Origin of the sequence: Pseudomonas sp. HT11, assembly GCF_044875395.1 — a bacterium.
In the GTDB taxonomy this organism is placed as follows: Bacteria; Pseudomonadota; Gammaproteobacteria; order Pseudomonadales; family Pseudomonadaceae; genus Aquipseudomonas.
This window is the reverse complement of the sequence record NZ_CP173217.1, coordinates 3,621,071-3,646,694: the sequence shown is the minus strand read 5'-3', so window position 1 is coordinate 3,646,694 and position 25,624 is coordinate 3,621,071. Positions and strand designations below refer to the sequence as shown.

The following is a 25,624-nucleotide window of genomic DNA, read 5'->3' as shown; positions in this document are numbered from 1 at the left end:
TCACATGACTCATCATTTAAATACCCCGGTAAAACTGGGCCATCACACACTCAATAACCGTGTTGTCTTGCCGCCTCTGACGCGTCAACGCAGCGCGCAACCCGGCGATATCGCCACCGACCTGATGGCCGAGTATTACCGCCAGCGCGCCACGGCCGGTTTCATGGTCAGCGAAGGCACGCAGATCGAACCGCGCGGCCAGGGTTACGCCTGGACGCCGGGTATCTACAGCCCGGCGCAGATCGACGGCTGGCGCAAAGTCACCGACGCCGTGCATGCCGAAGGCGGCGTGATCTTCGCCCAGCTGTGGCATGTGGGGCGCGTGTCCCATAACGCGCTGCAACCGGAGGGCGCCGCACCGGTCGCGCCGTCGGCCATTGCGGCGGAGCAGGCAAAAGCCTTTATCGAAACCGGGCCTGGTGTCGGCGAGCTGATGCAGCCGCCCGTGCCGCGTGCGTTGAGCAGTCTGGAAATTGAAGAACTGGTAGGGCACTACGCGCAGGCGGCGCGCAATGCGTTGGACGCCGGTTTTGATGGGGTGGAAATCCACGCCGCCAATGGTTACCTGGTCAACCAGTTCATCTCCGCCCACGCCAACCAGCGTGATGACGAATACGGCGGCTCGCTGCACAACCGCCTGCGCTTTCTACGCGAGATCGTCGAGGCCGTGACCGCCGTGGTCGGCCCGCAGCGCCTGGGTGTGCGTTTTTCTCCGCTGTTCAGCGGCACGGATCAGGACCGCGTGTACATCGGCCTGGTCGAGGAAGATCCGCATCACACCTACATTGAGGCGATCAAGGTGCTCGAGGCATCGGGCATTGCCTATGTGTCTATCGCCGAGGCTGACTGGGACAACGCTCCCGACCTGCCCGAAACCTTCCGTCAGGCGGTGCGCAGCACGTTCAGCGGGCGCATCATCTACGCCGGTCGCTATACCGCTGAGCGTGGGGCAAAACTGGTGGAGGCGGGGCTGGCAGACTTGATTGCCTTCGGCCGTCCGTTCATTGCCAACCCGGACCTGCCGCAGCGACTGTTCAACGGCTGGCCGCTGAACCCGTTGCGGGCGCAGGGCATGTACGGCGGCTCGGAACAGGGCTATACCGATTACCCGGCGTTCGCCGAGTAACTAGTCGATGCCCCGGCGCAGATCGGTTGTCGGGGCCGTCGAGCAGTGGCGCGGCGGCGAAGGCGGTGGGGCAGGCAACAACATGGTGACCGTGCCGCCGCCATCGCAGCCTCGCTGGGGCTCTACAGCTGCCAGCGTTGATCTTCAGCGGGGCGGATGAGCGTCATTCCACGCGCAACACAATCTTGCCAATGTGATCGCCGCCTTCCATCCGCGCATGGGCCTGGGCGGCGTCGGTGTATTCGTACACCTTGTCGATCATCGGCAGGCAGCGTCCGGCGGACAGCACCGGCCACACGTATTCGCGCAGTTGTTCGGCAATGGCAGCCTTTTCGTCCTTGGTGCGTGCGCGCAGCAAGGAGCCGGTGATCACGGCGCGCTTGCCGAGGATGGTCAGCAGGTCGACGTCATTGGCCTTGCCGCCGCCGAGGAAGCCGAGCATCACCAGGTGCCCGTCCATGGCCAGGGACTTGAGGTTATTGTTCAGGTACGAGGCGCCCATGATGTCGAGGATCACATTCACGCCCTTGTTGTCGGTCTTCTGCGCGATGACCTCGGCGAAGTCCTGCTCGCGGTAGTTGATCGGCTCGGCACCCAGCTTGGCGATCGCCGCACATTTGTCGGCGCTGCCGGCGGTGGCGAACGCCTGGATACCGTATTCGCGGCACAGCATCAACGCGGTGGTACCGATGCCGCTGGTGCCGCCGTGGATCAGCACGCTCTGGCCGGTATGAGCGTCACCCAGGCCAAACAGGTTGGCCCAGACGGTGAAGAAGGTTTCCGGCACGGCGGCGGCTTGAATCCAGTCCATGCCATCCGGAATCGGCAAGGCCTGGCTGGCAGGCACCGCGCAAAATTGTGCATACCCACCGCCGTTGGTCAGGGCACACACTTTGTCACCCCGCGCGTACTCGCTGACACCTTCGCCCAATGCAACCACTTCACCCGCCACTTCCAAGCCTGGAATGGGGCTCATGCCAGGTTTCATCGGGTACTTGCCGGCGCGCTGCAACGCATCCGGGCGGTTGACGCCGGCCGCGTGCACACGAATCAGGATTTCACCGGGCCCCGCCACCGGCACGTCGGCCCGGCGCGGTTGCAGGACCTCGGGGCCGCCAGGGGCGGTGATTTCGATCAGGGTCATTTCTTTTGGCAGTGACATGTGCGATTACCTGCAACGATGAGCGTATGAGTTGGGACCGCGTCGGGCAGTCGCCGGTTCAGCCGCATCATACTCAGGGTCAGCGCGTGTCGAAAAAAAAGCCGGGCAAGCCCGGCAAAATAAGGAGAGGGTGATTCACTCGCTTCAGCGATTGAGGAACGCCAACAAGTCTTCGTTCAACTGCTGGGTATGGGTGGCGGCAAAACCGTGCGGCGCATCCTTGTACACCTTCAGCTGTGCGCCCTTGATCATCTCGGCCGCGACTTTGCCGGTGGTTTCGAACGGTACGACCTGGTCGCCGTCACCGTGGATCACCAGGGTGGGCACCTCGATCTTGGCCATGTCCGGGCGGAAGTCGGTCTCGGAGAACACGGTGACACAATCCACGGTCGATTTAAGCGACGCCAGCAACGCGACCTGCAAGGTCTGCGTCAGCACGCCCTGGGAGACTTTCTGGCCCTTGTTGATGCCATAGAACGAGGCATTGAAGTCGCTGATAAATTGCGCGCGATCCTTCAGCAGCCCGGCCTTGATGCCATCAAACACCGCGGTAGGCACGCCCTGCGGGTAATCCGGTTTTTGGCCGAAGATCGGCGTGACGGCGCCCAGCAGTACGAGGCCGGCCAAACGCGAGTTGCCGTGGCGCGCGATGTAGCGGGCCACATCGCCGCCGCCCATCGAGAAGCCCACCAGGGTCACCTCCTTGAGGTCCAGGTGTTCGATCAGTTGGGCGATATCGTCGGCGAAGGTGTCGTAGTCGTTACCGGTCCACGGTTGGTCCGAGCGGCCAAAACCCCGGCGGTCGAAGGCGATGGTGCGAAAGCCACGGCTGCTCAGGTATTCCATCTGGTATTCCCACATGTCGGCATCCAGTGGCCAGCCGTGGCTGAACAGCACGGGCTTGCCGCTGCCCCAGTCCTTGAAATAGATCTGGGTACCGTCTTTGGCAACGAATGTGCTCATGAAAACTCCTTGGGGTCAGGGGGCAAAAGCTCAGTCTCACTATCGCGTTAAACCGGCCCAGGGGCTTGTACGGATGTGCTCGGTTGAACGCTTGCGCGTCTGCGTTGGTCCACTGACCTCTACCGTCAGTTCAACAGGTGAACCAAATGGCCAAGACTTACAGCTACGCCGCTCGGGATTCCAAGGATGCACTCAAGCCCTTTACCTTCGAGCGCCGCGCGCCGGGGTCGGACGACGTCCAGATCGATATTCTCTATTGCGGCGTGTGCCACTCCGACCTGCACACCGCGCGTAACGAATGGCACAACACCTTGTACCCGTCGGTGCCCGGCCATGAAATCGTCGGCCGCGTCACGGCCGTCGGTGCCAACGTGAAAAAATTCAAGGTCGGTGACCTGGCCGGTGTCGGTTGTATGGTCGACAGTTGCCAGCACTGCGCATCCTGCGCCGAGGGCGAGGAGCAATATTGCGAGAACGGCTTTACCGGCACCTACAATGGCCCGGTGTTCGGCGGCGAAAATACCTTTGGCGGCTACTCGGACAATATCGTGGTCAAGGAGAAGTTCGTGCTGCGCATCTCCCACGATGATTCGAACCTGGCGGCCGTGGCGCCGCTGCTGTGCGCCGGCATCACCACTTACTCGCCGCTGCACCACTGGAAGGTGGGGCCCGGCAAAAAAGTCGGGGTCGTCGGCCTCGGCGGGCTAGGGCATATGGCAGTGAAGATCGCGCATGCCATGGGCGCGCATGTCACGCTGTTCACCACCTCGCCGAACAAGCGCGAAGACGGCCTGCGCCTGGGGGCCGACCAAGTGGTGGTGTCGAAGAACCCGGACGAGATGGCCAAAGTCGTCAACAGCCTGGACTTCATCCTCAACACCGTTGCCGCGCCGCACGACCTCGATGCGTTCCTCAATCTGCTCAAGCGCGATGGCACCATGACGCTGGTCGGCGCACCCGACAGCCCGCATCCGTCGCCGACGGTGTTCAACCTGATCTTCAAACGCCGCAGCCTGGCCGGCTCGTTGATTGGTGGTATCCAGGAAACCCAGGACATGCTGGACTTCTGCGCCAAGCACAAGATTGTCTCGGACATCGAGATGATCGACATCCAGGGCATCAACGAGGCGTACGAGCGGATGCTCAAGGGCGACGTGAAGTATCGCTTCGTGATTGATATGGAGAGCTTGAAGAAGGAAAGTCACGCGGCTTGAAACACGGCAGGCCTACGGTGGGAGCGGGCTTGCTCGCGAAAGCGCATTGACAGTCAACAAAGTCATCGACTGATCCATCGCCTTCGCGGGCAAGCCCGCTCCCACATTTGTTCAGTGCGGGCCGTTAAGCCGACAAGTGCTCGTAGAGAATCGTCGCACCCACCAGCATCAACACCACGCCGCCGACCATTTCGGCGCGCTTGCCCACCACCGTGCCCAGCACCCGACCGAGCATCATGCCGATGGTTACCATGGTCATGGTCGCCAGGCCGATGGCTGCCGACGCCACCAGAATATTCACATCGATAAAGGCCAGGCCCACGCCGACGGCCATCGCATCAATGCTGGTCGCAAAGGCGGTAATGGCCAGGATCATGAAGGAATGCTGGGTCGGCTTTTCCGCCTCCTCATCGTCCGCCTTGAGCCCGTTGTAGATCATGTGCAAGCCCAGTGCGACCAGCAGGGTAAAAGCGATCCAGTGATCCCAGTCCTCCACCCAACGCGTGGCTGCATGGCCGATGGCCCAGCCGATCATCGGCGTGATGGCTTCGATCACACCAAAAATTAGGCCGGCACGCAGTGCTTCGATCAGACGCGGTTTGTGCAGGCTGGAGCCTTTGCCGATGGCCGCCGCGAAGGCGTCCGTGGACATGGCCAGGGCGAGAAAAATCAGGGAAATGGGGTTCACGGTGAGGCTTCCAGTCGGGCTGTATGAGTCAACGACACAACCACACGCCCGACTTTAGGCATGGATGTGTCGCTGGTCTCACCAACCTCAACGGTGTTCGTACCACGGCAGGTTGCCGAATATGTTGATACGAACGCTTCTGAGCGGGTCAGAAGCCGGTTACTCCCCAACGAAGGGGCGCATCATAGACAGCCAAATATGAAAATTCCGTCAACGCCCTTCAAATACCGGTGGGCGGCGCTCCATACGCTCTGGCCGACGTCGGCGCCGAGGATCACCATGCCGACGCGCTGGGCGGCGAGGGCGACCAGGCTTTCGTCCAGGCTGTCGAGCAGTTGCGCGCTCAGGGCATTGCGCTGGCTGGGGTTACCGGCTCTCCAGCAGCGCTTTCAACGCATCGCGGTGCGTTGAAAGCGCTTCATTGTTGGCAAAGCGCGGGTCGTTCGGCAGCTCGGGCAGGTCCAGCAGCACACACAGCTTGCCCCACATGGCCAAGGTGAACGGCGCCAGGTTCAACGGGCCGTCCAGGGTCTGGAACACGCCGTAAGGCGCGATCACCGCGTGGGATCACTTGGGTTTCTGGGTGTCGAGCGCCGTTGCAATCACGCTGCCCATGGGCGTCGGTTTGGGCGACTGACGGTGCAGCACGGCATTCACGGCCCACTCTTCAAGGCGTACGCGGTCACGCTGGAACACCATCATGTGAGTCGAGCCGCCGAACTCGAAGTGACCGATTTCGGTGCCGCGTGTGATCTTCACCGGCTTGCTGCCTTCGTCGACGATAAACCCCGGTTCGATGATGCAGGTCGACACTTCAACCATGCCAATGCAGATCAGCGCCACGTACCCGCAGGTGGGGTGTTCGAAGATGAAAATGGCGCGCGCGGCCACATGGCCCAGGTAGGGTTGCGACTCGGTGCCTTCCCACGTGCCCGGGCCTTCTTTTTGCGCCGGGCGTTGGGCGAAGTAGGTGCCAGGTTGCACCCACGAACGCAGCAGGGTGCCGTCCAGCGGCGCGTTCCAGCGGTGGTAGTGGGTGGCGGAGAGGAAACCCTGATACAGCTGCCCACCTTCAAAGTGCCTGGCCCAGTCACGTTGGCCGGCGAACAAGTCCAGCAGTGAGTAATTGACGTCCTTGATCCAGAAGTCACTTTCGAAGGCGATGTTGTTCTGGTACGCCCACGGCGTGGTTTCGCAGCCGATATCGACCTGCGTCTGCGCGTCGCCCTGGAATGGCCGGGCACCGGGCACGAACTTGCGGATGAAAAACGCGTTCCAGGAGTCGTAGCCGTAGCCGGGCTTTTTCGGGTCGCATTCCACCTGGTCCCATACACCGGCTGCCCAGGCGGCCTTGGAGATCCACGAGCCGGGCTTTTCCGGGTTGTTGATGTCGAGTTTGTCCAGTGACTGCGGGCTTTTGAGGTAGGCGTTCCAGGTGTTGAGCACGTTCTTGAATTGCTCATTGAAGGTGGCGTCATGGAACAGCGCAACACCGGCTTCGGTGGCCATGGAAATCGCCAGGAAGGCATTCATGGGCGTGCCGACCTGGGCGGTGTCGTTGAACGAGGACGAGGTGGTGACAATTTCGTTGAGGATCTCGAAGAAACTGTCGTAGTCCTTGATCCACACGACGTCGCCGTCCTGGGTCTTGATCTGGTCGCGAGTGTGCGGCGCCAGGGTCAGCACGAACGCATTGGACTGCTCGATCAGCGACATGACCCACATGCGGTACACGCTGTGGGTGGTCACCCAGTTTTTGAATTCCACCAGTTGTGGTTGCATCGGCGCGAGGGTGCCGGCCTTTTTCATGCTGTCGATGTAGTCGCGCAGTGGCACCAGGAAGTCGGCGGTGGCCCACACGCGGTTGGGCACCCAGAAGCCCATTTGCACGGGGCCGGCATTGTCCAGGGTGAGCAGGTTTGAACCGCTGCCCTCGACGGGTGGCGGAGTCTTGCGAGGTTGGGTGGCGGGCGAAGAACGATCGGAGTGCGCCATATCATTAGTCCTTTAAACGTAACTGCGTGGGAAAGCTCCTTTTGAGCACTCTCAGCGTAGCTAGCGTGGGACCGGGGTTTGTAATGGTTGGCTATAACCAGGCGCGCCCGCCGACGAAAATCATTTTTGACACCAGCTCCACGATGTTTTTCACCTCAAGTTTCTTCATCAGCCGTGCCCTGTGCACTTCCACCGTACGGTGAGAGATCGCCAGGCGCTGGGCGATCTCCTTGGATTTAAGACCGTTGACGATGTGCATGGCGATTTCCCGCTCTCGCGGCGTCAAGTCGCCGGTGCCTTGGTGCGTGCGGTCCAGGCGCTCGAAGTGCCAGATCATCAGCTTGAACGGGTCTCTGGGCGTGAGGGTGTAGCCGTGGGACTTGGCCCAGAACACCTCGCCGCTTTTGTGCTGCATGAAGCGTTCATCGGAGTAGAAGCCGTTCTCGCTCTCCAGCAGCCAGTCGTGGCTACGCTTGCCGATGGCGTGATAATCGGCCTGGGACGGGTAGATCAGCAGGGTCAGTTGGTTGACCAATTCGTCGCGCGAATAGCCGAACAACTGCAGGAAGGCCTCATTGCAATCGACCATCACGCGGTTGCGCGTGACCAGTTGCGGGGCGGGGGAGAGCTGGAACGCCAGGCGTTCGATATCTTGAAGTTGCTGGGTAAACGCGTTCATTGGGCATCCTGCCTCGTTGCTTTTCTCACCGGGCTACTTATCCATGTAAGTAGTTACACGAATTGGCGAGCGCTCAGCGGTGCGTCATTGTAGGTAAATGTCCGCATCAAAAATAGAAGAAATTGATTATGCCAGCTGATTGCGTCTCCATTGTTGCCGCCGGTCATTCGCGTTTTGGTCGCCTGGAAGGCACCACCCTTGAAGACCTGATCGTGCAGGTTACCCGCGAAGCCCTGGCCGATGCGGCCATTGATGCGTCGCAAATCGATGCGTTGTTCCTGGGGCACTTCAACTCGGGGTTGGTGCCTGACGGGTTTCCCGCCTCCTTGCTGTTGCAGGCCGACCCGGGCCTGCGCTTCAAACCCGCCACGCGGTGTGAAAACGCCTGTGCGTCCGGCTCGGCGGCGATTCAGGCCGGGGTCAATGCGATCCTCTCCGGCAGTGCCGACCTGGTGCTGGTGGTCGGCGCCGAGAAGATGACCCACACGTCCACCGCCGAGGTCACCCAGGCCCTGGCCGGCGCCGGTTATCAGAACGACCCGGCCGAAGCCGGCTTGAGTTTCCCGCAGCTGTTCGGCCGTGCGGCGCGCCAATACACCGAGCGCTACCACTGCCCGCTGGGCTCGATGGCCGCCATCGCCACCAAGAACCACACCAACGCCATGGCCAACCCGCTGGCGCAAATGCACCGGGTGATGGATTTCGAGCACTGCAACAACGTGTCCAAGAGCAACCCGTTTGTGGCCGAGTCACTGCGCCTGACTGATTGCTCGTTGATCAGCGACGGCGCCGCCGCGATCATCCTGGCCTCACCCAAGCGAGCGCGCGCGTTTCGTCGAGACGTGCAGATTCGCGCGATGACCCAGGTCAACGACTGCTTGCCCATTGCCCAGCGCGACATCCTGGCGTTTGAAGGCCCGCAACGGGCCATCCACTCGGCGCTGCGCGGGGCGAATATCACCCTGGCCGACCTGAGTTTCGCCGAGGTGCACGACTGCTTCACCATCGCCGAACTGCTGATCTACGAAGCCATGGGCCTGGCGCCCAAGGGCGAGGGCCATCGCGTGCTCGACAGTGGCGTGGTGCGCGCCGGCGGGCGGCTGCCGGTGAACCTCTCGGGTGGGCTCAAGGCCAAGGGGCATCCGGTGGGTGCCACCGGCGTGTCGATGCACGCCTTGGCGTTCCGCCAATTGACCGGCGAACCGATTGGCCTGGCGGTGCCCAACGCGGAGTTTGGCCTGGTGTTCAACATGGGCGGCATGGCAGTGGCCAACTACGCCTCGGTCCTGCACGCGCGCCGGTACTGACCCATGAACATTGCCAACTGGTTGCACGACACCCAGCGCCGCGACCCGCAGCGACCGGCATTGTTCGAAGGCACGCGGCAAGTGGCCGACTACGCGACCTTTGCTGCGCATGTTCGCCAGCGCGCCGCGCACTTGGTGGACCAGCACGGCGTGGTCGCCGGTGACGCGGTCGCCGTGCTGATGAAGAACAGCTGCGACTACCTGGAAGTGCTCTACGCCATCTGGTGGCTGGGCGCAGTGGCTGTGCCGATCAACGCCAAATTGCACCCGGCTGAGGCGGCGTGGATCGCCGATAACGCCCAGGCGCGCCTGATCTTTACCGACGGCGGCCGGGTATTTTCGGCGTCGCGCGACTTGCCTCAGCACTGCAAGGAACTGGACGGCCACACGCTGCCGCCGACGCGTGGCTGGCCGACCCTGGCGCAGCCGGAGCCCCGCCAGGACCAGGATCTTGCCTGGCTGTTTTACACCTCCGGCACCACCGGGCGCTCCAAGGGCGTGATGCTGTCCCATGGCAACCTGATGGCGATGTCGTTGTGTTACCCCACAGACGTGGATCCGGTCAGCGCCGATGACGCAGTGCTGTATGCCGCGCCAATGTCCCATGGCGCCGGGCTCTACAACTTCATTCATGTGCGCTGCGGCGCGCGGCATGTGGTGCCGGCTTCCCACGGTTTCGACGCCGCCGAGCTGTTTGGCCTGGCGGCCGAGCTGGGCAACGTTTCACTGTTTGCGGCGCCGACCATGGTCAAGCGCATGGTCGAACAGGCGCGGCGCCAGGATTATCGCGGCGAAGGCATCAAAACCATCGTTTACGGTGGCGGCCCGATGTACCTGGCCGATCTGTGTGAGGCCGTCGACACCTTCGGCCCGCGGCTGGTGCAAATCTACGGCCAGGGCGAGAGCCCGATGACCATCAGCGTGCTGCCTCGCGCGCTGATCGCCGACCGCCAACGCGCAGACTGGGCCACGTTGGCCGCCTCGGTCGGCCATGCGCAATCGTGCGTTGAAATCCGCATTCTCGACGCACAGCACCAGCCGGTGCCGACGGGCGAGCGCGGCGAGATCGCCGTGCGCGGTGCCACGGTGATGCAAGGCTACTGGCGCAACCCCGAGGCATCGCGTCAGACCTTGGTCGAGGGCTGGCTGTTGACCGGTGACGTCGGCTTTCTCGACGCGGCGGGTTACCTCACCCTCACGGACCGTTCCAAGGACGTGATCATCAGCGGCGGCAGCAACGTGTACCCGCGTGAAGTCGAGGAAGTGCTGGCGCAACATCCCGAGGTGTTCGAGGTGTGCGTCGTGGGAGAACCGGATGCGCAATGGGGCGAATCGGTGGTGGCGTTTGTGGTGACGCGCAGCGGGCAACCGCTCGATGAAGCCGAGCTGACGGCCTGGTTTGTGGCGCGTATGGCCTCGTTCAAGAAACCCAAGAAGTACCTGTTTCCCGGCGAATTGCCGAAGAACAGTTACGGCAAAATCCTCAAGACCGACTTGCGGCAGTGGCTGAAAGCAGCGAGTATCGCCGCGCTTCCCTAGACCCGTTTTTCATGGACAGAACATCAGACAAGGAGTCCCTTTGATGGGCAATCAAGCGCAAGACACGGTCCGCAAGCGGCGCCGTGCGTTTCTCGGTGCCACTTCCGGTCACTTGATCGAGTGGTACGACTACGGCGTCTACGGCTTTCTCGCCGTGTACATCGGCCAGGCCTTTTTCGTCTCCGATGACCCCACCACCAGCCTGTTGGCCAGCTTCGCGGCGTTTGCCCTGAGCTTTTTCATCCGGCCCCTGGGCGGGCTGTTCTTCGGTCCGCTGGCGGACAAGATCGGCCGCCGCAAAACCCTGATCATGGCGCTGGTGATGATGACCGGTTCCACCGTCATGCTCGGCCTGTTGCCCACTTATGCAACGCTTGGCATTGCTGCGCCGATGCTGCTGATTCTGGTGCGCTGCGTGCAGGGTTTCTCGGCGGGCGGCGAGATCGGCACAGTGACCAGCTTTATCTCCGAATACGCCGGCCCCGGCCGACGCGGCTTTGCCACGTGCTGGCTGATGGTCACCGCCGTGCTCGGCCTGTTGCTGGGCGGCGCCGTGGCCAATGGCATGACCTGGATCCTGGGCGCCGAGGTGATGCAGGAATGGGCCTGGCGCGTGCCGTTCCTGATCGCCGCACCGTTGGGTTTTATCTCCATGTACATCCGCCTCAAGCTGGAAGACAGCCCGGAATTTCTCGCCTTGCAGCGCGCCGGGCAGACTTCCCGTGCACCCTTGCGCGAAGTCTGGCAGTGGAAGCGCGCGATTGCCCTGGTGTTTTTCATCATCACCTTGCACAGCTCGATCTTTTACCTGGTGCTCACCTTCGCCTCGACCTACATGGCCAAGATCCTCAAGTTCGACAGCGGCACCACGCTACTCTATGTGTTCGTCGCGAGTTTCTCGGCCGCGTTCGTGATGCCGTTTGGCGGCGCGTTCACCGATAAATACGGACGTAAGCCGTTTCTGATGGTGATCGGCACCCTGGCCACGCTGGCGATGTTCTGGCTGTTCAAGTCGGCGCCAACCGCCACTGCCGCGTCGTTCTTCGCGCCATTGATGGCGGTGGCGATCCTGTTCGGGCTGTATGCCTCCTCGACCTATGCGCTGATGAGCGAGCTGCTGCCCACGCGCATCCGCTCCACCGGGATTGCCGTGGCGTACAACGTGCCGGTCGCGGTGTTTGGCGGCAGCGCGCCGCTGATCTCCACCTGGCTGATCAAGGTGACGGGCGACATCACTTCACCCTGGTATTTCTACGTGGCAACCGGTGTGGTGTCGTTGATCGCACTGGTGGTGCTGCGCAAGGAAGATTTCGTCGCCAGTGGCAGCCCGATGGTGGCGCCGGCGGGGGCCGTGTTGGCCCCGGCCGCCTGATCGACTGCGTTACCCCGAAAAGCCTGACTGAATGGCTGCAGGAAGCCGGCTGTCGCGTCAACCAGACCAAACAGAACGGCATCGTGCAATTGCTCAGCGCGAGTCAGGGTACCGGCTTTGCCGTGCGCTTCGGCAACCCGGCGCCTGACATTCAGCGCTGCAGCACGCCACGAAACGTTGCACTCAACGCGCGCAACGTTTCGAGCGAGCGCGCATCACTGATCCGGCTATACAGCAGCACTTCACTGACGGGTAATGCGGGCAGGCCGTATTGCTCGCTCACGTCCACCGCCCCGGCCGGGGCCACGCGGTGGGCGAGGGCGGCGACCCCCAATCCGGCGCTCACTGCCGCGCCTACCGCCATCACGCCACCGCCGACAAACACTTCGGTCCAGTCGATACGCGCGGCCTCCAATGCCCTCACCGCCAGGTGCCGAACGCCACAGGGCGCGGCCATGGTCGCCATGCGCAGCGGTGCGCCGGGGCTGTGTTGCCAGTGTGGCGCCGCGAACCAGCCAAAGCGTTCCACGGCCAGCACTTCGCCGTCCTGGCGATCGCCTTCGTTGCGCACGATCACCGCGTCCAGTTCATGGCGATCAAACGCGGCCACCAGGTCGCGGGACGAGGCGATGCGCACCTCAAGAATCACCAGCGGGTCGTAGGCCGCGAGTCGGCTGAGCCAGGTGGGCAAGTCCGGCCCGGCCACGTGGTCGCTGATACCAATCACCAAACGCCGAGGCGCGTGGGCGCCGAGGTCAGCCAGCGCCCGCTCATGGGCATTGAGCAGGGCACGCGCGGCCACGATGAAGCGCTCGCCCTGGGGCGACAGCTGCACATGGCGAGGCGTGCGTACCAACAGGCGATAACCGAGGCGTTCTTCCAGGCGCTTGAGCTTCAGGCTGATGGCGGCCTGGGACGTGTCGAGCGCCTCGGCGGCGCGGGTGAAGCTGGCGAAATCAGCCACCAGCACAAAGGCGTGTACGGTGTCGATATCGAGGGGTTTGAGCGCGTCAGTCATATCCAATCCTTATCGCACTTATATTGGGCCATATCTTGTTGAAATCATCGCCAGTGCGCAAGCTCTGTCCACATCTTGCACAGGAGCTTTGCCATGTTTGCCAAACAGTATTCACACCGCCTGCCTGCCGACTACGACATGGACGTAATACGCCGGCGCGCCGCGCAATTGGGGCCGTTGTGGGAGGACACGCAAGGGTTGCTGTTCAAGGCGTTTATCGCGCAGACGCGTGGGCAGGCGCCGGGCAATGTGTATGCGTCGGTGTACCTGTGGGCCGACCCGTTGCAGGCCGCCGACTTTCTACTCGGCGAGCGTTTTCAGAAAGTGCTCGACAGCTTTGGCCGTCCGCACATCGAAAGCTGGTTGCCGCTGGATGTGCAGCGTGGGCCCGCGCAGCACGCGTTGAGCCTGTACCGAGAGGAGTGGCCGCTGGTGCCGGGGGCGGATCGGGCGGGGATCGTCGCCGAGGAAAAACGGCGCAATCAGCAGTTGGCTGACAGCGGTGACACGTTTGCGGTATGCCTGGCGCTGGATGTGCAGGCGTGGCGGCTGGTGCGCATCACCTTGTCAAGCAAGGCGCTGGATGCGGCGCATCCCGGAACGGGCTATGAGGTGTTGTACCTGGCCCGCCCCGGGAGTCAGTTCAAGGGTTGAAGCGCGCTTTTGGCTGGCTGAGCTTGCGCTCGGCCACCGCGCCAAACACCAGGCCGAGAGTGGTCCACAGCACCACCTGGATACCCAGCGACGTTACGCGGAATTTCCACAGCAGCACGGCCGAAAACGCCTCCGGCACTTCGTTGATCACCGGGAACAGGCTGCCGGCCACCGACACAATCACGATGTACAACGCCACACCCAGGATCGCCCCAGCCCAGACGCCACGGCGGGCAATCAGCTTGCGCGCGGCGTTGATCGCAATCACCGCGGCCGCCACTGACACCAGCAGCATCAGGAAGAACAGCTTGGTGCGCTGCGCGATGGTTTCGGGGTCGCCCACCGAGGGCGGGTTGGCCGGGTACTTGAGCCCTGGCACCAGCGTAATTGCCACAAATGCCGCCAGTGCCAGCAGCGCCGCCAGGCCACGCGGGCCGACCTTGCCGATGCGGCCCAGAGCGTAAGCGAACACCAGGGCGAAGAGGCCGCCCAGTGACACGCTGTACACCACCACGCCGGTGAACAGGCCGAAGGTGCTTTGCACTTCGCGGCTCACCAGTTCCTCTTCCGGCGCATCGCCGTGCATCTGTGCCATGTGATCTTCAAAGGCGATGGCCTTGTCGATCTGCGGTTCACCAAAGGTCTTGGCGAAGCCGAAAGCCAGCACGCCGGCGAGCAAGCCCACCAGCATCCCGCGCAGGAGTAAATGCCCTGTCATGTCGTGTCTCGCTTATCGATTAATGGCAGGGGAAACCCAGCAGGTGGCGGCCGTCGTGCACAAACTCATGCACATACATGCCTTTGAACACCGCGGTGGCGCCTTGCTCTGCGCCGACAAAATAGAGCGCCAGCAGCAACAACAGGCCGCCGAAGATCGCCCAAGGCAGAATGTCGCCCAAGGGCAGGGTGGGTAAATGCACATCAGGATTCGTTGCAGCAGTGTTAGCCATAAAAACCTCCAGGGATGACGCGTCCCGAAACGGATTGCGATTGGGCTGAAACAGGGTCTGGCTTACGGCTAAAAGGCCGAATACAGTGGCGCGACCGCGCCGGATTCGAACCGGCTTCCTCTTTCATGTTCGTTGTAACATGTTGAAACAACTTTGCCAGTCTACGCCGACTGCGCGTCGAAACAGAGTGAATTGTGATGCAGGCCACCCGGTTGACCTTGATATGCCATGCCGTAACGCCGTTGCAAAAGCAGGGGCGGTTTCCCGATGACGAATCGGTAGCGATGCAGTGGCAACCCGCGGCGTTATCCCTGGCGGATCGTTTCAAGAAAAGCCCGCGACTGGTGTGTGGGCCCGAGGCCAGAACCCGGCAAACCGCCGGCTTGTTCGGCGATAACGCGCAGGTCGAAGACGCATTGCGCGACGGTGATTTCGGCGCCTGGAAAGGCCAGGCCATCGCCCAGCTCGACAGCCATGCATTGAGTGACTGGCTGACCAACAGCGCCAGCGCGCCTCACGGCGGTGAGTCGGTGGAGCAGATTTGCGTGCGCGTCGCTGACTGGATGAAAAGTCTCGAAACCCAACCCGGGCATGTGGTGGCTATCACCCACCCGTTTGTGATTCGCGCCGCGATGCTGTACGTGTTGCAGTTCCCTGTCTCGATGTTCTACCTGATTGATGTCGAGCCGCTGTCCGCCACCGAACTGCGCTTTAACAACGTGTGGCGCCTGCGTCTGGAAACTCACGCCTGAGCGCGTGAACATGGCAAAATCCACGCCCCGCAATGAGAGCAACCCATGAAACGCATCCTGATCATCGGCATTGGCGCCGGCAACCCTGACTACATCACGATGCAGGCCGTCAAAGCGCTGAACCGCACCGACGTGTTTTTCCTGATGGACAAGGGCCAGAGCAAAGACAAGCTGATCGACCTGCGCCGCGAGATTTGCGAAACCTACATCACCGAGCCTGGTTACCGTTTCGTCGAGGCCGACTGCCCCGAGCGCGTGCGCGGCGATATCGACTACACCACCGCCGTGCAGGACCTGAATCGCGACAAGCAGCAGACCTTCGAGCACATGATCAATGAGCAGATGGCTGACGGTGAAGTGGGCGCGTTCCTGGCCTGGGGCGACCCTGCGCTGTACGACAGCACCATCCGCATCCTGCAGGCGATCCTGGCCAGTGGCCGCAGCGTATTCGAGTTCGAAGTGATCCCCGGCATCACCAGCGTGCAAGCCCTGGCCGCCCAGCACAAGGTGCCGCTGAACCGCATCGGTCGCTCCATCGAGATCACCACCGGGCGCCGGTTGGCGGCGGGGCAGGCGAGTGATGCGGACACCTTGGTGGTCATGCTCGACGCCGAAGATTCCTACCGCAGCGTGGCCGATCAGGACATGGACATCTACTGGGGCGCCTACCTGGGCACGCCGGACGAAATCCTCATCAGCGGCAAAGTCAGCGAAGTGGCTGAGCAAATCCAACAGGTGCGCAAGGCGGCGCGTCTGGAAAATGGCTGGATCATGGACACTTACTTGTTGCGCAAACCCTGAGGTCACTTTCCTATGCTCAAACTGTTTGCCCTGGCACTGACCCTGATGGCCAGCGCCGCCCACGCCGACTCCACGCTGCACACTGATTTGCCCCTGTCTTATCTGGAACAGACCCAAAGCGATGCGCGCAATCAGCCGTTGGTGATTTTCCTACACGGTTTTGGCAGCAACGAGGAAGACCTGTTTGGCATCAAGGACGCGCTGCCGTCCACCTGGACCTACCTGTCGGCACGTGCGCCGATGCCCGTGGACCCACAGGGTTATCGCTGGTTTACCAAGACGCCGGGTGACGGCGATTACAATGGCGAAACCGCCGACCTGCAACGCAGCGCCGCGCTGATCGAAGACTTTGTGGGCAAGGCCACTGCCAAATACCACACGCAAAGTGATCGGGTATTTCTGGTGGGGTTCAGCCAGGGCGCGATCATGTCGTACGAGGTGGGCTTGCGAAAGCCCGCGTTGGTACGCGGCATCGCGGCCTTGAGTGGCAGTGTATTGCCGGTGCTCAAGGCTGAACTCAAACCCAGCGAATCATTGGGCAAATTGGCGATCTTTATCGGCCACGGCACTCTCGACCAGGCACTGCCGTATGCCTCGGCGACGCAGGCCAATGAGGTACTGGTGGGCCTTGGGTTGATGCCGGAGTTTCACGGGTATCCGGGCATGCCGCATACCGTCAGTGAGACCGAAGTGCAGGACCTTAAGGCCTGGCTGGAGAAAAGCCTGAAGTGAACCGGCGGGTGAGGGTTGCTGGGATGGTTATTTTTCGTTTGGTAGCTTGAGTGCCTGTCCGTTGCTGCACTAATGGCTTTTCTGTGGGAGCGGGCTTGCCCGCGAAGGCGGTGGTTCAGTCAGCTCATGTGTCACTGACCCGGCGCTTTCGCGAGCAAGCCCGCTCCCACAATTTGACCGAGTTCAACTGCCAGCACCGCATTGCTTTGCTTTTCTGTGGGAGCTGGCTTGCCTGCGATGCAGACACCTCGGTCTATCAGTGACACCCAGTTGATGCTATCGCAGGCAAGCCAGCTCCCACATTTGATTGAGTTCAGCTTCCAGAATCAGGTCGGCTGTCAGGCCGCCTCGCTTCCGCTTTTGATCTAACCACTCAGGTCGGCTATTAGGCCGCCGTGCTTTTGATCTTGATCTTAGGCGCCCCGTTAAACCACGCTGGCCGAACGCAGGTAGTACGGAGCGGGTAAACCGGCAGGACGCCGGTTTAGCCGCGACGGGGCAGGGACGGCCCGTCGCGGCGGCCCGCGGAGTAATGCCTGCGTGAGGGCACACCGAGCCTGGGCGAGGTGCCGAGTGGTGGGGCAAGAGCGTTTTGGTTACTTTTGCGCTTTTCAAAAGTGACCCGCTGTAAGAGCGGAACCGATATCAGCCATCACCCATATAACGGATATGTACCCCGTCCCCCCATCACCCGCAAAACCAGACTACTTACCCCCAGTAATCTGCTTCACCAACTCCGCATGCCCCTTCACATCATCCGCCCGCGAAATCGCCTGAATCACCAGCAAGTGATTGCCCGAACCACCCAGGAATGTCGAGTTCAAAGTCTTGCCGCCACCCTGGGTGGCCGTGCTGTCGACCTGACGCAGGCCAAGACCTTTGAAGGTCAGTTTCTTCTCGTTCTGCTTCTTGAAATCAGGCAGGGCAGCGCTCTGGTCCTTGACGAAATCAGCCACGGCGCCATCCAGAAACTGCGGGTCATTGTCTTTAATTGTGGCCCCATCGTTGCGCACCGTTTCAGCCACGATCACCACACTTTTCGTGGTCGAGTTGGCGTACAGCGTGCCTTGGGTGTCGGCGGTGCCGTCCTCAACCTTGCCGGTCGGCAGCGTGTCGGCGACATAGGCCTTGGGCAAGTTGAAGGTGAACTTGCCACCCAGCGTCGAGATGGTTTGTGTAGCAGTTGGCTTGGTTGCTGCGAACACGCCGCCGGCGGTAAGCGCCAGGGCCAGCAGCACGGCGGTCTTGGTGAAAGTGGCCATGAAGCGCTCCAGTTGATGAACGAAATTGCGGCGTATTCTGTCAGAAAACTCGCCAGATCGTTCATCCCTGTCCTCACACTTTGTCGGACTCTTCCTCAAGCCGGTCCATCTCAAACAGCCGCGCCAGCTCCGTACGCGCTTCCTGGGCGGTTTGCATGACCTTGGCGGCATCGTCATATACCGCGTGTTGCGCAGCGAGCACCTGCAGGTCGTGGTTTTTGAAACGGGTGATGCGCGCATCGGCCTGGGCCTGGCTCAACCCGAGACCCACCAGGGTGCGGCGGCTCATTTCCAGGCTGGAGTAAAACGTCTCGCGCACCGGTGACGCGTCCAGGTCGACCAGGCGGTGGACGTGTTGGCGGTTACGTGCACGGGCGATGATTTTCATGTGCGGGTAGAGGTTGCGCACCAGTTCGGCGGTCTTGATGTTGATCTCCGGGTCGTCCATGGCAATCACGAAGAACTCGGCCTGATCGACCTTGGCCGCGTGCAGGATTTCCGGGCGCTGCGGGTCGCCGTAGAACACCGGCATACCGCCGAAACTGCGGGTCAGTTCGATGGTTTCTACCGAGGTGTCGAGGGCGATAAACGAGATGTTTTGCGCACGCAGAATCCGCGCCACGATCTGGCCCATACGGCCCATGCCGGCAATCACCACACGCGGCGCATCGCTTTCGATGGCGCGGTATTCCTCCGGCACTTCCACCGGCTTGACCTTGGGCTTGAACAGCTTTGGGCACACCAACAGCAGCAGCGGCGTCACGGCCATGGACAGCGTGATGGTCAGCACCAGCACATCGTAGAGGTGAGGTTCGAACAGGCTCTGGTCGCGCCCGATCTTGAACACCACAAAGGCAAACTCACCGCCGGCGGCCAGCACCACGCCCAGGCGCAGCGCGCTCTCGCGATTGAGGTCGCCGACCATCCGGCCCACCGCATACAGCAGCGGCAGCTTCAAGCCGATCAACAGCAGCGTCAGGCCGATCACCACCAGCGGCGAACTGAGCAGCAGGCTGAGGTTGGCGCCCATGCCCACACTGATGAAAAACAGGCCGAGCAACAGGCCTTTGAACGGTTCGATCTGCGCTTCGAGTTCGTGGCGGTATTCGGAGTCCGCCAGCAGCAGCCCGGCGAGGAAGGCGCCGAGGGCCATCGACACGCCCACCAGCTCCATCAACCAGGCCGTGCCGATCACCACCAGCAGCGCGGTGGCGGTGGACACTTCGCGCAGGCCGGTCTTGGCGACAATGCGAAACACCGGACGCAGCAGGTAGCGTCCGCCGATGATCACCACGGCGATGCTGCCGAGTATCTGCAACACGTGTTGCAAGCCCTGGGCTTCAGTGGTCGGGTGATCACTGCCGGCCAGCAGGGGCACCATCGCGATCAGTGGGATCGCGGCGATGTCCTGGAACAACAGAATCGCAAACGCCAGGCGCCCGTGCGGCTGATTCAGCTCTTTGCGTTCGGCCAGGCTTTGCAGCCCAAACGCGGTGGAGGACAGCGCCAGGCCCAGGCCCAGCACAATCGCACTGTTCCAGGCTTGGCCAAATAGCCACAACGCCACCACCGCCATCACCAGCCCGGTCAGCAACACTTGGGCCAGGCCAACGCCGAACACCGCCTTGCGCATCACCCATAAACGCTTGGGCGACAGCTCCAGACCGATGATGAACAGCAGCAACACCACGCCCAATTCAGAGAACTGCGCCACGCTTTGCGGGTTGCCGATCAGGCCCAGCACAGAGGGGCCGATGATCACCCCCGCGAACAGATAACCCAGCACTGCGCCCAGTTGCAGACGCTTGGCCAACGGCACGGTCAGCACGGCGGCGAGCAGGAACACCACGGCTGCTTGTAACAGGTTGCCTTCATGGGGCATTGCGAACTCCAGGATCTTTAAAGCCAATCAACAGGGCGCCATTAGAGCGCCTTTTTACATTTTGAAACTTGTATTTTTGATGCGACAGGCAATGGGTGTTGGCCGTAGTCCCGTTCTTACCGGGCGCTTACGAAAGTATTAATACCATTTAATTCAATGACTTTTCTGTAGGGCTACTGCCGTTTCGACAAACTAAATCAGTTGTCACCACGGTCAGGTATTTCGAATTCGATGCGTGTGGGTCAATAGCGTTGGGCTTTTGCGCATTCATGGATGAAGGCTTGGACCACGAAGGAGTTGGACGTGGACAGAAGACTTGCTGCTGCACGCTCTTTGTGGCGAGCGGGCTTGCCCCGCGCTGGGTTGCGCAGCAGCCCCAAAGCCAGCCGCTGCGGTACGTCTGACACACCGCATTTTCCTTGATGGGGCTGCTTCGCAACCCAACGCGGGGCAAGCCCGCTCGCCACGAGGGGGGGCTATCTGGAAATAAGCGCCTGTTCCGCCAGCATCTGCAACAAATGCCGCTGCACGAGCTGCGCAAGGTTCCCGGATATCAGCATCGCCTTGGGGGCTTGCGGTAAAGCCCGACTGCCAAGCCGGCAATAATCACAGCGATCGCGATCAGGTTGGGTAGGGACACGTGCTCGTCCAGCATCAGCACTGAACTGGCAATTCCAAATACCGGAATCAACAGCGACAGCGGCGCCACGGTCGATACGGGGTAGGCCTTGAGCAGGGAGTTCCAACCCCAGTAGGCAAAGTGTGTCGCCAGGTAAACCTGAAACAGGATCGACAACACGACGGTCAGGTCAAGGCGCTCGGGCAGGTGAGCGAAGGCGGCGTTGCCGTGCAGCCACCACGCCATGAGGAACAGTGGGATCGGCGGAAACAGGCTGGCCCATACCATGAACGAAAAGATTTCCTTCACCCCTGATGCCTTGATGATGACGTTGCCGATACTCCATGCCAGGGCACTGAACACAATGAACAAAACCCCGAGTACCGCGTGCTCGCCGGTCTGGCTGGCGATGATTCCCGCCAGGCCGATCAACGCGAGAAAAGCGCCGACCCACTGTGCAGCACGGATTTTTTCCTTGAACAGCAGGTAGCCCCAGCCGAGCGTGAAAAACACGCTGAGTTGAATGATCAGCGAGGCGATCCCCGGGCTGACGCCGATGTGGATGCCGTAGTTGATCACGCCCCACATGCCCAGCCCGAAGATCACGCCGTAAGCGGCCACGTAACGGAATGGGACGACGGGCCGCTTGATAATGAACACCAGCGGCAGGGCGGCCAGGGCAAAGCGGATGCCGGTGAGCGCAAAAGGGTCGATTGAGCGCAGGCCCAGTTTGGTAATGGGAAAATTCAGCCCCCAGACCAAGGTGACCAACAGGGCAAGCGCGAGGTGTTTCTTCTGCATGGACGTTCCTTTGAACAGATTTCTTCAAAGGCGTGAATGCTAGGGCGCAGGGCGATGGCCCGCTTGCTTTGTCAGGTCATCCTTTGACAATATCGGGCCATGCTGCCGACCTTTGATGACAACGACCCCGAAGCGCTGGTCACCCTGCGTGAATACCCCTCTGGCACCGTGTTCACGCGGCATACACACCCGCGCGGGCAATTTGCCTATGCCTCCACCGGTGCGTTGAGGATGTTCACCGACCTCGGCAATTGGGTGGTGCCGCCGCAGCGGGCGATCTGGGTGCCGGGCGGGGTGCCCCATGAAATGCACATGCGCGGCGATGTGGTGATGCTCAATACCTACCTCGATGATCAGGCGGCCGAACGGGCAGGGCTGCGGGATCGTTGTCAGGTATTCGAGGTGTCGCCGTTGCTCAGGCATCTGTTGGAAGCGGCACTGGCTATCGCACCGTCGGCGGCGACCACGGTCCGTCAGCAGTGCGTATTGACGCTGCTGATCGATGAAATAAGCGCCATGCCCGAAGTGCCCCTCAGCGCGCCGTTGCCTGCCGAGCCACGTCTGGCCCAGGCTTGCCAGCGTTTTCTGCAGGCTCCTGCGCAGACCATCTCCCTCGATCAGATGGCCCATTGGTCGAACATGAGCCGACGCACCTTCACCCGCCATTTTCACGAAGGCACCGGCATGACGTTTGTGGCCTGGCGTCAGCAGGTCTGCCTGCTTGAAGCCACTGCGCGGCTCAGTCATGGCGCCTCCATTACCGAGGTGGCGTTGGGGTTGGGTTTCAGCAGTTCCAGCGCCTTTACCGCGGTGTTCCGCCGAAACCTGGGAGAGGCGCCCGCGCGCTACCTGGCCAAATCCAGGGCGGCGTCAGCGTTCTGAAAACGGCACACGTCGGTCAGGATTCACCTTCCCCAGCGTCATGCTTTGTTACTATCGCCGTCCATCGTCACCAGGAGTCACCGGCCCATGCAACACCAGTGGGATGAAATGCACCGCACCCGCAAGCCCACGTTTGTACTGTGCGGCGAGCCTCAGGGGGATGTGCTCAATCTCTACGTTCACGGTTATTCGGCCTTCTTCAACCGCCAGCAACTGGGCAATTTCAAGCAGCAGCTGGCGAGCATCGAAGGCTCGACCAACCTGATGCTGTTCTGGCCGGCGGGGCATTTTCTCGAAAACCTGTTTGCGCCCTTCAAGGATGTGATCACCTCGATGCTCGGCGGTGGCGGCCTGGGTGCAGCGACGGTGGGCGTGGGCAAGGCGATTGCCTATTTCCTCGACCATTACAAAAGTGTCGAGGCGCGTGTCGATGAAGTGGCCAAGACCCTGTTGCCTGAACTGGCCAGTTACCTGCACGCCGAGTCGCTGGAGGTACGGCGCATCAACCTGATCGGGCATTCGCTGGGCGCGCGCATCCTGGTCAAGAGCGTGCTGGCCAGCCCCGAGGTGGCTCGCGAACTGCCGCTGAACAACTTATTGCTGATGGGCGGGGCGATTTGTACGTCGAGCCCGTGGGATGAAGTATCGGCGCCGCTCAAGGGCCGGGTGATCAATTGCCACTCCAGCAAGGACTGGGCGCTGGCCATGAAACCGGACACCGAACGTTGCATTGGCCGTTATGCCATTGAGGTCACGCCGGCGCTCAAGGCCAAGGTCACCAATGTGCACCTGGCGACGTTCGACCATGCCGCCTACTGGCCGCAGCTGAAAACCGTGGTGCAATACACCGACCTGTTGCAGGAACGGCGCGGCATGATCCGCGCCGATCAGCGCAGCACTGAAGTGCGCTTTGCCGAAGAGGACGGGGAACTGTTCCCCGCGTTGGTGCAGGCGCGGCCGGACGAGTTGAAGTTCCTCGCCGAGTTGATGGCGCAAAAACGCAGTGCGTCGATTGATGCCAGCGTGCGCGAACCGCTGAAGCTGGCCATCGAGTTGCAACGCATGGGCGGTGACAGCTTTATGAACGTTGCCCGTGGCCACGGCGTGAGTTACCGCCAGATCGCCGAAGATGTGGCGCAGCGGTTGGGGATCAAGTTCGATGAACCGGTTGAAACCGTGGCACTGGCGGACATCGAGGCGCTGGTTGCTGAGAGGTTGATCGAGCAATACAAGGACAAACTCAGCCGCGCCGACCGCCAAGCCTTCGACGCCGAGCTCAAGGCCGCCGCGCAAAAAGAGCAGGGCGTGTTCAACCGTATCGATATCAGCCGTTCGGCCACCACCGCCTTGAGCGGCACGGCGTTGGCGGGGTTTACCGGTTTTATCGTGCGCCGTGGCGCCGCCTCGGCGATTCCGGTGGTGGGCCAGGCATTGGCGGCGGCAATGTTGCTCGTCACGGGTGTGCGGGCGTTCTCCGGCCCGGCGTACTCGATTACCACCTTGTCGGTGTTGATGATCGGCATGATTCGCCAGCGCATGGAACGCGAGGCGCTGAACCAGGAGCTGGACCTGGTGGTGCAAGTGGTCGACACCTTTGACCTGCCCCGGGAGACGGTGATGCGCACGGTCGTGTCGGACTGATAAGCTGCGGCTCTGACTTGTGTGTTTGCCTGGGATACCGCGTGAAATTCAGCCTGCCGAAAATCGCTACCGCCCCATTCTGCCCGCCGGAAGTGGCCGGCTCCGTCATCGTTGACCCCAAGGCTTCGTTTTTCAAACGGGCGCTGATGTTCGCCGGCCCCGGTCTGCTGATCTCCATTGGCTACATGGACCCCGGCAACTGGGCCACGGCCATCGAGGCCGGTTCACGCTACGGCTACAGCCTGTTATTCGTGGTGCTGTTGGCCAGCCTGGCCGGCATGGCGGTGCAGTGCCTGTGTTCGCGGTTGGGCATCGCCACCGGCAAGGACTTGGCGCAACTGTGCCGTGAGCGCTACAGCAAACGCTCGGCACGCACCCAGTGGCTGCTGGCGGAAATCTCGATCATCGCCACCGACCTTGCCGAAGTGCTTGGCTGCGCCCTGGCGTTTCACTTGCTGCTGGGTGTGTCGCTGACCACCGGTATTGTCATCACCGCCTTCGACACACTGTTGATCCTTGCCCTGCAAAACCGGGGCTTCCGCCGCCTCGAGGCGATCATGCTGGCGTTGGTTGCAACCATCGGCGTGTGCTTCTTTATCGAACTGGTGCTGATCAAACCCTACTGGCCCGACGTACTGAGCGGTTTTACTCCGTCACTGTCGGCCATCAGCGATGCGGCGCCGTTGTACCTGGCCATCGGCATACTCGGCGCCACGGTCATGCCGCATAACCTCTACCTGCACACCTCGATTGTGCAAACCCGCCTGATCGGCAAAGACCTCGCCAGCAAACAGGACGCGGTGAAACTGGCACGCATCGACACCATCGGCTCCCTGGCCCTGGCCTTGCTGGTAAATGCGGCGATCCTGGTGCTGGCCGCCGCCGCGTTCTACAAGACCGGCCACACCGACGTGGTCGAGATCCAGGATGCTTACCACCTGCTTGACCCACTGGTGGGCGGCGCGTTCGCCAGTATCCTGTTTGGTGTCGCGTTGCTGGCCTCCGGGCAAAGCTCGACGTTTACCGGCACGATCGCTGGGCAAGTGATCATGGAGGGTTATCTCAACCTGCGTATCCCTTGCTGGCAGCGACGCCTGATCACCCGTGGCTTGGCACTGATCCCGGCATTTCTCGGGGTATGGCTGATGGGCGACGATGCTATCGGCAAACTGCTGATTCTGAGCCAGGTGGTGCTCAGCCTGCAGTTGCCGTTCGCGCTTTATCCGCTGATTCGCATGACCGATGACAAGCAATTGATGGGGCCGTTTGTTAACAGGCTGCCCACGCGGCTATTGGCGTGGTTTCTGTTTGCGCTGATCAGTGGGGCGAATGCGTGGTTGATTGGGCAGTGGTTGTTTTGATCAGAGTTCTGTTCATAAGCCTGCCTCAAACGCGTTCAGCAACTCGTCAGGCAGTGGCGCATCCAGGTCGTCCGGAATAACCAGTTTCCTCTCATGGAACCGATTCGCTTCCCGTGAAATTGCCCGGCTGGCGCAGGCCGGGCAAGGGCACATCCATCCTCGGTAATAATGATGGTTTGGCCGGTACTGGCTTGATGAAACCGCTTTGAAAGATCGGCGCTGGC

24 protein-coding genes, 1 pseudogene and 1 riboswitch are annotated in these 25,624 nt (G+C 61.6%); of the genes and pseudogenes, 13 read left to right on the top strand and 12 right to left on the bottom strand.

Annotated features, from left to right (window positions below):
- The first annotated feature begins 4 nt into the window (after positions 1-4).
- Positions 5-1,126 (top strand): alkene reductase, encoded by a 1,122-nt coding sequence (locus ABWL43_RS16730; protein ID WP_262206588.1) that lies wholly within the window; start codon positions 5-7, stop codon positions 1,124-1,126.
- 163 nt (positions 1,127-1,289) lie between these two features.
- On the opposite strand, the gene ABWL43_RS16725 is transcribed toward ABWL43_RS16730, so the two are convergent.
- Together ABWL43_RS16725 and ABWL43_RS16720 are read right to left on the bottom strand one after the other, a co-directional pair.
- The gene (locus tag ABWL43_RS16725; protein WP_404483172.1) at positions 1,290-2,288 is read right to left on the bottom strand and encodes an NAD(P)H-quinone oxidoreductase; all 999 of its coding nucleotides are present in this window, start codon (positions 2,286-2,288) and stop codon (positions 1,290-1,292) included.
- A 144-nt stretch (positions 2,289-2,432) separates the two neighbouring features.
- On the bottom strand, positions 2,433-3,251 hold the full coding sequence (locus ABWL43_RS16720; protein ID WP_145164891.1) for an alpha/beta fold hydrolase: 819 nt from the start codon (positions 3,249-3,251) through the stop codon (positions 2,433-2,435).
- 146 nt (positions 3,252-3,397) lie between these two features.
- Between ABWL43_RS16720 and ABWL43_RS16715 the strand changes: the two genes are divergently transcribed.
- Positions 3,398-4,465 (top strand): NAD(P)-dependent alcohol dehydrogenase, encoded by a 1,068-nt coding sequence (locus tag ABWL43_RS16715; RefSeq protein WP_145164893.1) that lies wholly within the window; start codon positions 3,398-3,400, stop codon positions 4,463-4,465.
- A gap of 124 nt (positions 4,466-4,589) precedes the next feature.
- Here ABWL43_RS16715 and mntP read toward each other — a convergent pair whose 3' ends face one another.
- From mntP to ABWL43_RS16695, 4 genes are all read right to left on the bottom strand, one after another.
- Complete coding sequence (gene mntP, locus ABWL43_RS16710; protein WP_145164895.1) at positions 4,590-5,153, bottom strand: manganese efflux pump MntP; 564 nt, start codon at positions 5,151-5,153, stop codon at positions 4,590-4,592.
- Between the two features lie 366 nt (positions 5,154-5,519).
- Positions 5,520-5,711: a CoA transferase gene (locus tag ABWL43_RS16705; RefSeq protein ID WP_404483170.1), complete on the bottom strand. Its 192-nt coding sequence runs from the start codon at positions 5,709-5,711 to the stop codon at positions 5,520-5,522.
- Between the two features lie 9 nt (positions 5,712-5,720).
- Positions 5,721-7,148: a phophatidylserine decarboxylase associated domain-containing protein gene (locus ABWL43_RS16700; RefSeq protein ID WP_404483169.1), complete on the bottom strand. Its 1,428-nt coding sequence runs from the start codon at positions 7,146-7,148 to the stop codon at positions 5,721-5,723.
- 91 nt (positions 7,149-7,239) lie between these two features.
- Positions 7,240-7,827: a LuxR C-terminal-related transcriptional regulator gene (locus ABWL43_RS16695; RefSeq protein WP_119736077.1), complete on the bottom strand. Its 588-nt coding sequence runs from the start codon at positions 7,825-7,827 to the stop codon at positions 7,240-7,242.
- A gap of 128 nt (positions 7,828-7,955) precedes the next feature.
- On the opposite strand from ABWL43_RS16695, the gene ABWL43_RS16690 reads away from it, so the two are divergent.
- From ABWL43_RS16690 to ABWL43_RS16675, 4 genes and pseudogenes are all read left to right on the top strand, one after another.
- Positions 7,956-9,134, top strand: coding sequence for an acetyl-CoA acetyltransferase (locus ABWL43_RS16690; protein WP_404483168.1), 1,179 nt, complete (start codon positions 7,956-7,958; stop codon positions 9,132-9,134).
- A 3-nt stretch (positions 9,135-9,137) separates the two neighbouring features.
- Positions 9,138-10,673, top strand: coding sequence for a class I adenylate-forming enzyme family protein (locus tag ABWL43_RS16685; RefSeq protein WP_404483167.1), 1,536 nt, complete (start codon positions 9,138-9,140; stop codon positions 10,671-10,673).
- Positions 10,674-10,716: 43 nt separating this feature from the next.
- Positions 10,717-12,045, top strand: a complete 1,329-nt coding sequence (locus ABWL43_RS16680) for an MFS transporter (RefSeq protein WP_404483166.1) — start codon at positions 10,717-10,719, stop codon at positions 12,043-12,045.
- A pseudogene (locus ABWL43_RS16675) lies at positions 12,042-12,188 on the top strand (YbjN domain-containing protein); the annotation flags it as partial. The gene ABWL43_RS16680 and the pseudogene ABWL43_RS16675, both read left to right, overlap by 4 nt.
- 8 nt (positions 12,189-12,196) lie before the next feature.
- Here the strand turns inward: ABWL43_RS16675 and ABWL43_RS16670 are convergent.
- Positions 12,197-13,063 (bottom strand): LysR family transcriptional regulator, encoded by an 867-nt coding sequence (locus ABWL43_RS16670; protein ID WP_404483165.1) that lies wholly within the window; start codon positions 13,061-13,063, stop codon positions 12,197-12,199.
- 93 nt (positions 13,064-13,156) lie between these two features.
- On the opposite strand from ABWL43_RS16670, the gene ABWL43_RS16665 reads away from it, so the two are divergent.
- The gene (locus tag ABWL43_RS16665) at positions 13,157-13,717 is read left to right on the top strand and encodes a DUF4865 family protein (protein ID WP_404483164.1); all 561 of its coding nucleotides are present in this window, start codon (positions 13,157-13,159) and stop codon (positions 13,715-13,717) included.
- On the opposite strand, the gene ABWL43_RS16660 is transcribed toward ABWL43_RS16665, so the two are convergent.
- The gene (locus ABWL43_RS16660) at positions 13,707-14,435 is read right to left on the bottom strand and encodes a CbtA family protein (protein ID WP_404483163.1); all 729 of its coding nucleotides are present in this window, start codon (positions 14,433-14,435) and stop codon (positions 13,707-13,709) included. The genes ABWL43_RS16665 and ABWL43_RS16660 overlap by 11 nt on opposite strands.
- A 19-nt stretch (positions 14,436-14,454) precedes the next feature.
- A complete protein-coding gene (locus ABWL43_RS16655; RefSeq protein ID WP_145164912.1) occupies positions 14,455-14,667 on the bottom strand; it encodes a CbtB-domain containing protein in 213 nt (70 codons plus the stop codon).
- A gap of 34 nt (positions 14,668-14,701) precedes the next feature.
- Positions 14,702-14,826, bottom strand: a riboswitch (cobalamin riboswitch).
- Positions 14,827-14,864: 38 nt separating this feature from the next.
- Between ABWL43_RS16655 and ABWL43_RS16650 the strand changes: the two genes are divergently transcribed.
- Genes ABWL43_RS16650 through ABWL43_RS16640 form a run of 3 tightly spaced genes read left to right on the top strand, consistent with a single transcriptional unit; the run spans position 14,865 to position 16,952 of the window.
- Positions 14,865-15,419, top strand: coding sequence for a histidine phosphatase family protein (locus tag ABWL43_RS16650; RefSeq protein WP_404488437.1), 555 nt, complete (start codon positions 14,865-14,867; stop codon positions 15,417-15,419).
- Between the two features lie 45 nt (positions 15,420-15,464).
- Positions 15,465-16,220, top strand: coding sequence for a precorrin-6A synthase (deacetylating) (gene cobF, locus ABWL43_RS16645; RefSeq protein WP_242198489.1), 756 nt, complete (start codon positions 15,465-15,467; stop codon positions 16,218-16,220).
- 12 nt (positions 16,221-16,232) lie between these two features.
- Positions 16,233-16,952: an alpha/beta hydrolase gene (locus ABWL43_RS16640; protein WP_404483162.1), complete on the top strand. Its 720-nt coding sequence runs from the start codon at positions 16,233-16,235 to the stop codon at positions 16,950-16,952.
- A gap of 704 nt (positions 16,953-17,656) precedes the next feature.
- Here the strand turns inward: ABWL43_RS16640 and ABWL43_RS16635 are convergent.
- The 3 genes from ABWL43_RS16635 to ABWL43_RS16625 form a co-directional block, all read right to left on the bottom strand.
- Positions 17,657-18,214, bottom strand: a complete 558-nt coding sequence (locus ABWL43_RS16635) for a hypothetical protein (protein WP_124417768.1) — start codon at positions 18,212-18,214, stop codon at positions 17,657-17,659.
- A 73-nt stretch (positions 18,215-18,287) separates the two neighbouring features.
- Positions 18,288-20,096, bottom strand: coding sequence for a monovalent cation:proton antiporter-2 (CPA2) family protein (locus ABWL43_RS16630; RefSeq protein ID WP_404483161.1), 1,809 nt, complete (start codon positions 20,094-20,096; stop codon positions 18,288-18,290).
- A 553-nt stretch (positions 20,097-20,649) separates the two neighbouring features.
- Positions 20,650-21,516 (bottom strand): EamA family transporter, encoded by an 867-nt coding sequence (locus ABWL43_RS16625; RefSeq protein WP_404483160.1) that lies wholly within the window; start codon positions 21,514-21,516, stop codon positions 20,650-20,652.
- A gap of 99 nt (positions 21,517-21,615) precedes the next feature.
- Here ABWL43_RS16625 and ABWL43_RS16620 point away from each other — a divergent pair, with 99 nt between their 5' ends.
- The 3 genes from ABWL43_RS16620 (at position 21,616) to ABWL43_RS16610 (ending at position 25,400) form a co-directional block, all read left to right on the top strand.
- Positions 21,616-22,398: a helix-turn-helix domain-containing protein gene (locus ABWL43_RS16620; protein WP_404483159.1), complete on the top strand. Its 783-nt coding sequence runs from the start codon at positions 21,616-21,618 to the stop codon at positions 22,396-22,398.
- An 87-nt stretch (positions 22,399-22,485) separates the two neighbouring features.
- On the top strand, positions 22,486-24,039 hold the full coding sequence (locus ABWL43_RS16615) for a DUF726 domain-containing protein (protein ID WP_404483158.1): 1,554 nt from the start codon (positions 22,486-22,488) through the stop codon (positions 24,037-24,039).
- A 41-nt stretch (positions 24,040-24,080) separates the two neighbouring features.
- Positions 24,081-25,400: an Nramp family divalent metal transporter gene (locus ABWL43_RS16610; protein ID WP_177018251.1), complete on the top strand. Its 1,320-nt coding sequence runs from the start codon at positions 24,081-24,083 to the stop codon at positions 25,398-25,400.
- Positions 25,401-25,624 lie beyond the last annotated feature (224 nt).

Excerpts from the sequence above, each read along its gene's own strand:
- ABWL43_RS16625 (WP_404483160.1), bottom strand. The coding sequence starts at position 21,516 with ATGCAGAAGAAACACCTCGCGCTTGCCCTGTTGGTCACCTTGGTCTGG.
- ABWL43_RS16640 (WP_404483162.1), top strand. The coding sequence starts at position 16,233 with ATGCTCAAACTGTTTGCCCTGGCACTGACCCTGATGGCCAGCGCCGCC.
- ABWL43_RS16715 (WP_145164893.1), top strand. The coding sequence starts at position 3,398 with ATGGCCAAGACTTACAGCTACGCCGCTCGGGATTCCAAGGATGCACTC.
- ABWL43_RS16700 (WP_404483169.1), bottom strand. The coding sequence starts at position 7,148 with ATGGCGCACTCCGATCGTTCTTCGCCCGCCACCCAACCTCGCAAGACT.
- ABWL43_RS16695 (WP_119736077.1), bottom strand. The coding sequence starts at position 7,827 with ATGAACGCGTTTACCCAGCAACTTCAAGATATCGAACGCCTGGCGTTC.
- ABWL43_RS16660 (WP_404483163.1), bottom strand. The coding sequence starts at position 14,435 with ATGACAGGGCATTTACTCCTGCGCGGGATGCTGGTGGGCTTGCTCGCC.
- ABWL43_RS16690 (WP_404483168.1), top strand. The coding sequence starts at position 7,956 with ATGCCAGCTGATTGCGTCTCCATTGTTGCCGCCGGTCATTCGCGTTTT.
- ABWL43_RS16725 (WP_404483172.1), bottom strand. The coding sequence starts at position 2,288 with ATGTCACTGCCAAAAGAAATGACCCTGATCGAAATCACCGCCCCTGGC.
- ABWL43_RS16655 (WP_145164912.1), bottom strand. The coding sequence starts at position 14,667 with ATGGCTAACACTGCTGCAACGAATCCTGATGTGCATTTACCCACCCTG.
- ABWL43_RS16680 (WP_404483166.1), top strand. The coding sequence starts at position 10,717 with ATGGGCAATCAAGCGCAAGACACGGTCCGCAAGCGGCGCCGTGCGTTT.
- ABWL43_RS16630 (WP_404483161.1), bottom strand. The coding sequence starts at position 20,096 with ATGCCCCATGAAGGCAACCTGTTACAAGCAGCCGTGGTGTTCCTGCTC.
- ABWL43_RS16730 (WP_262206588.1), top strand. The coding sequence starts at position 5 with ATGACTCATCATTTAAATACCCCGGTAAAACTGGGCCATCACACACTC.
- ABWL43_RS16620 (WP_404483159.1), top strand. The coding sequence starts at position 21,616 with ATGCTGCCGACCTTTGATGACAACGACCCCGAAGCGCTGGTCACCCTG.
- cobF (WP_242198489.1), top strand. The coding sequence starts at position 15,465 with ATGAAACGCATCCTGATCATCGGCATTGGCGCCGGCAACCCTGACTAC.
- ABWL43_RS16615 (WP_404483158.1), top strand. The coding sequence starts at position 22,486 with ATGCAACACCAGTGGGATGAAATGCACCGCACCCGCAAGCCCACGTTT.
- ABWL43_RS16685 (WP_404483167.1), top strand. The coding sequence starts at position 9,138 with ATGAACATTGCCAACTGGTTGCACGACACCCAGCGCCGCGACCCGCAG.
- ABWL43_RS16635 (WP_124417768.1), bottom strand. The coding sequence starts at position 18,214 with ATGGCCACTTTCACCAAGACCGCCGTGCTGCTGGCCCTGGCGCTTACC.
- ABWL43_RS16650 (WP_404488437.1), top strand. The coding sequence starts at position 14,865 with ATGCAGGCCACCCGGTTGACCTTGATATGCCATGCCGTAACGCCGTTG.
- ABWL43_RS16720 (WP_145164891.1), bottom strand. The coding sequence starts at position 3,251 with ATGAGCACATTCGTTGCCAAAGACGGTACCCAGATCTATTTCAAGGAC.
- ABWL43_RS16665 (WP_404483164.1), top strand. The coding sequence starts at position 13,157 with ATGTTTGCCAAACAGTATTCACACCGCCTGCCTGCCGACTACGACATG.
- ABWL43_RS16670 (WP_404483165.1), bottom strand. The coding sequence starts at position 13,063 with ATGACTGACGCGCTCAAACCCCTCGATATCGACACCGTACACGCCTTT.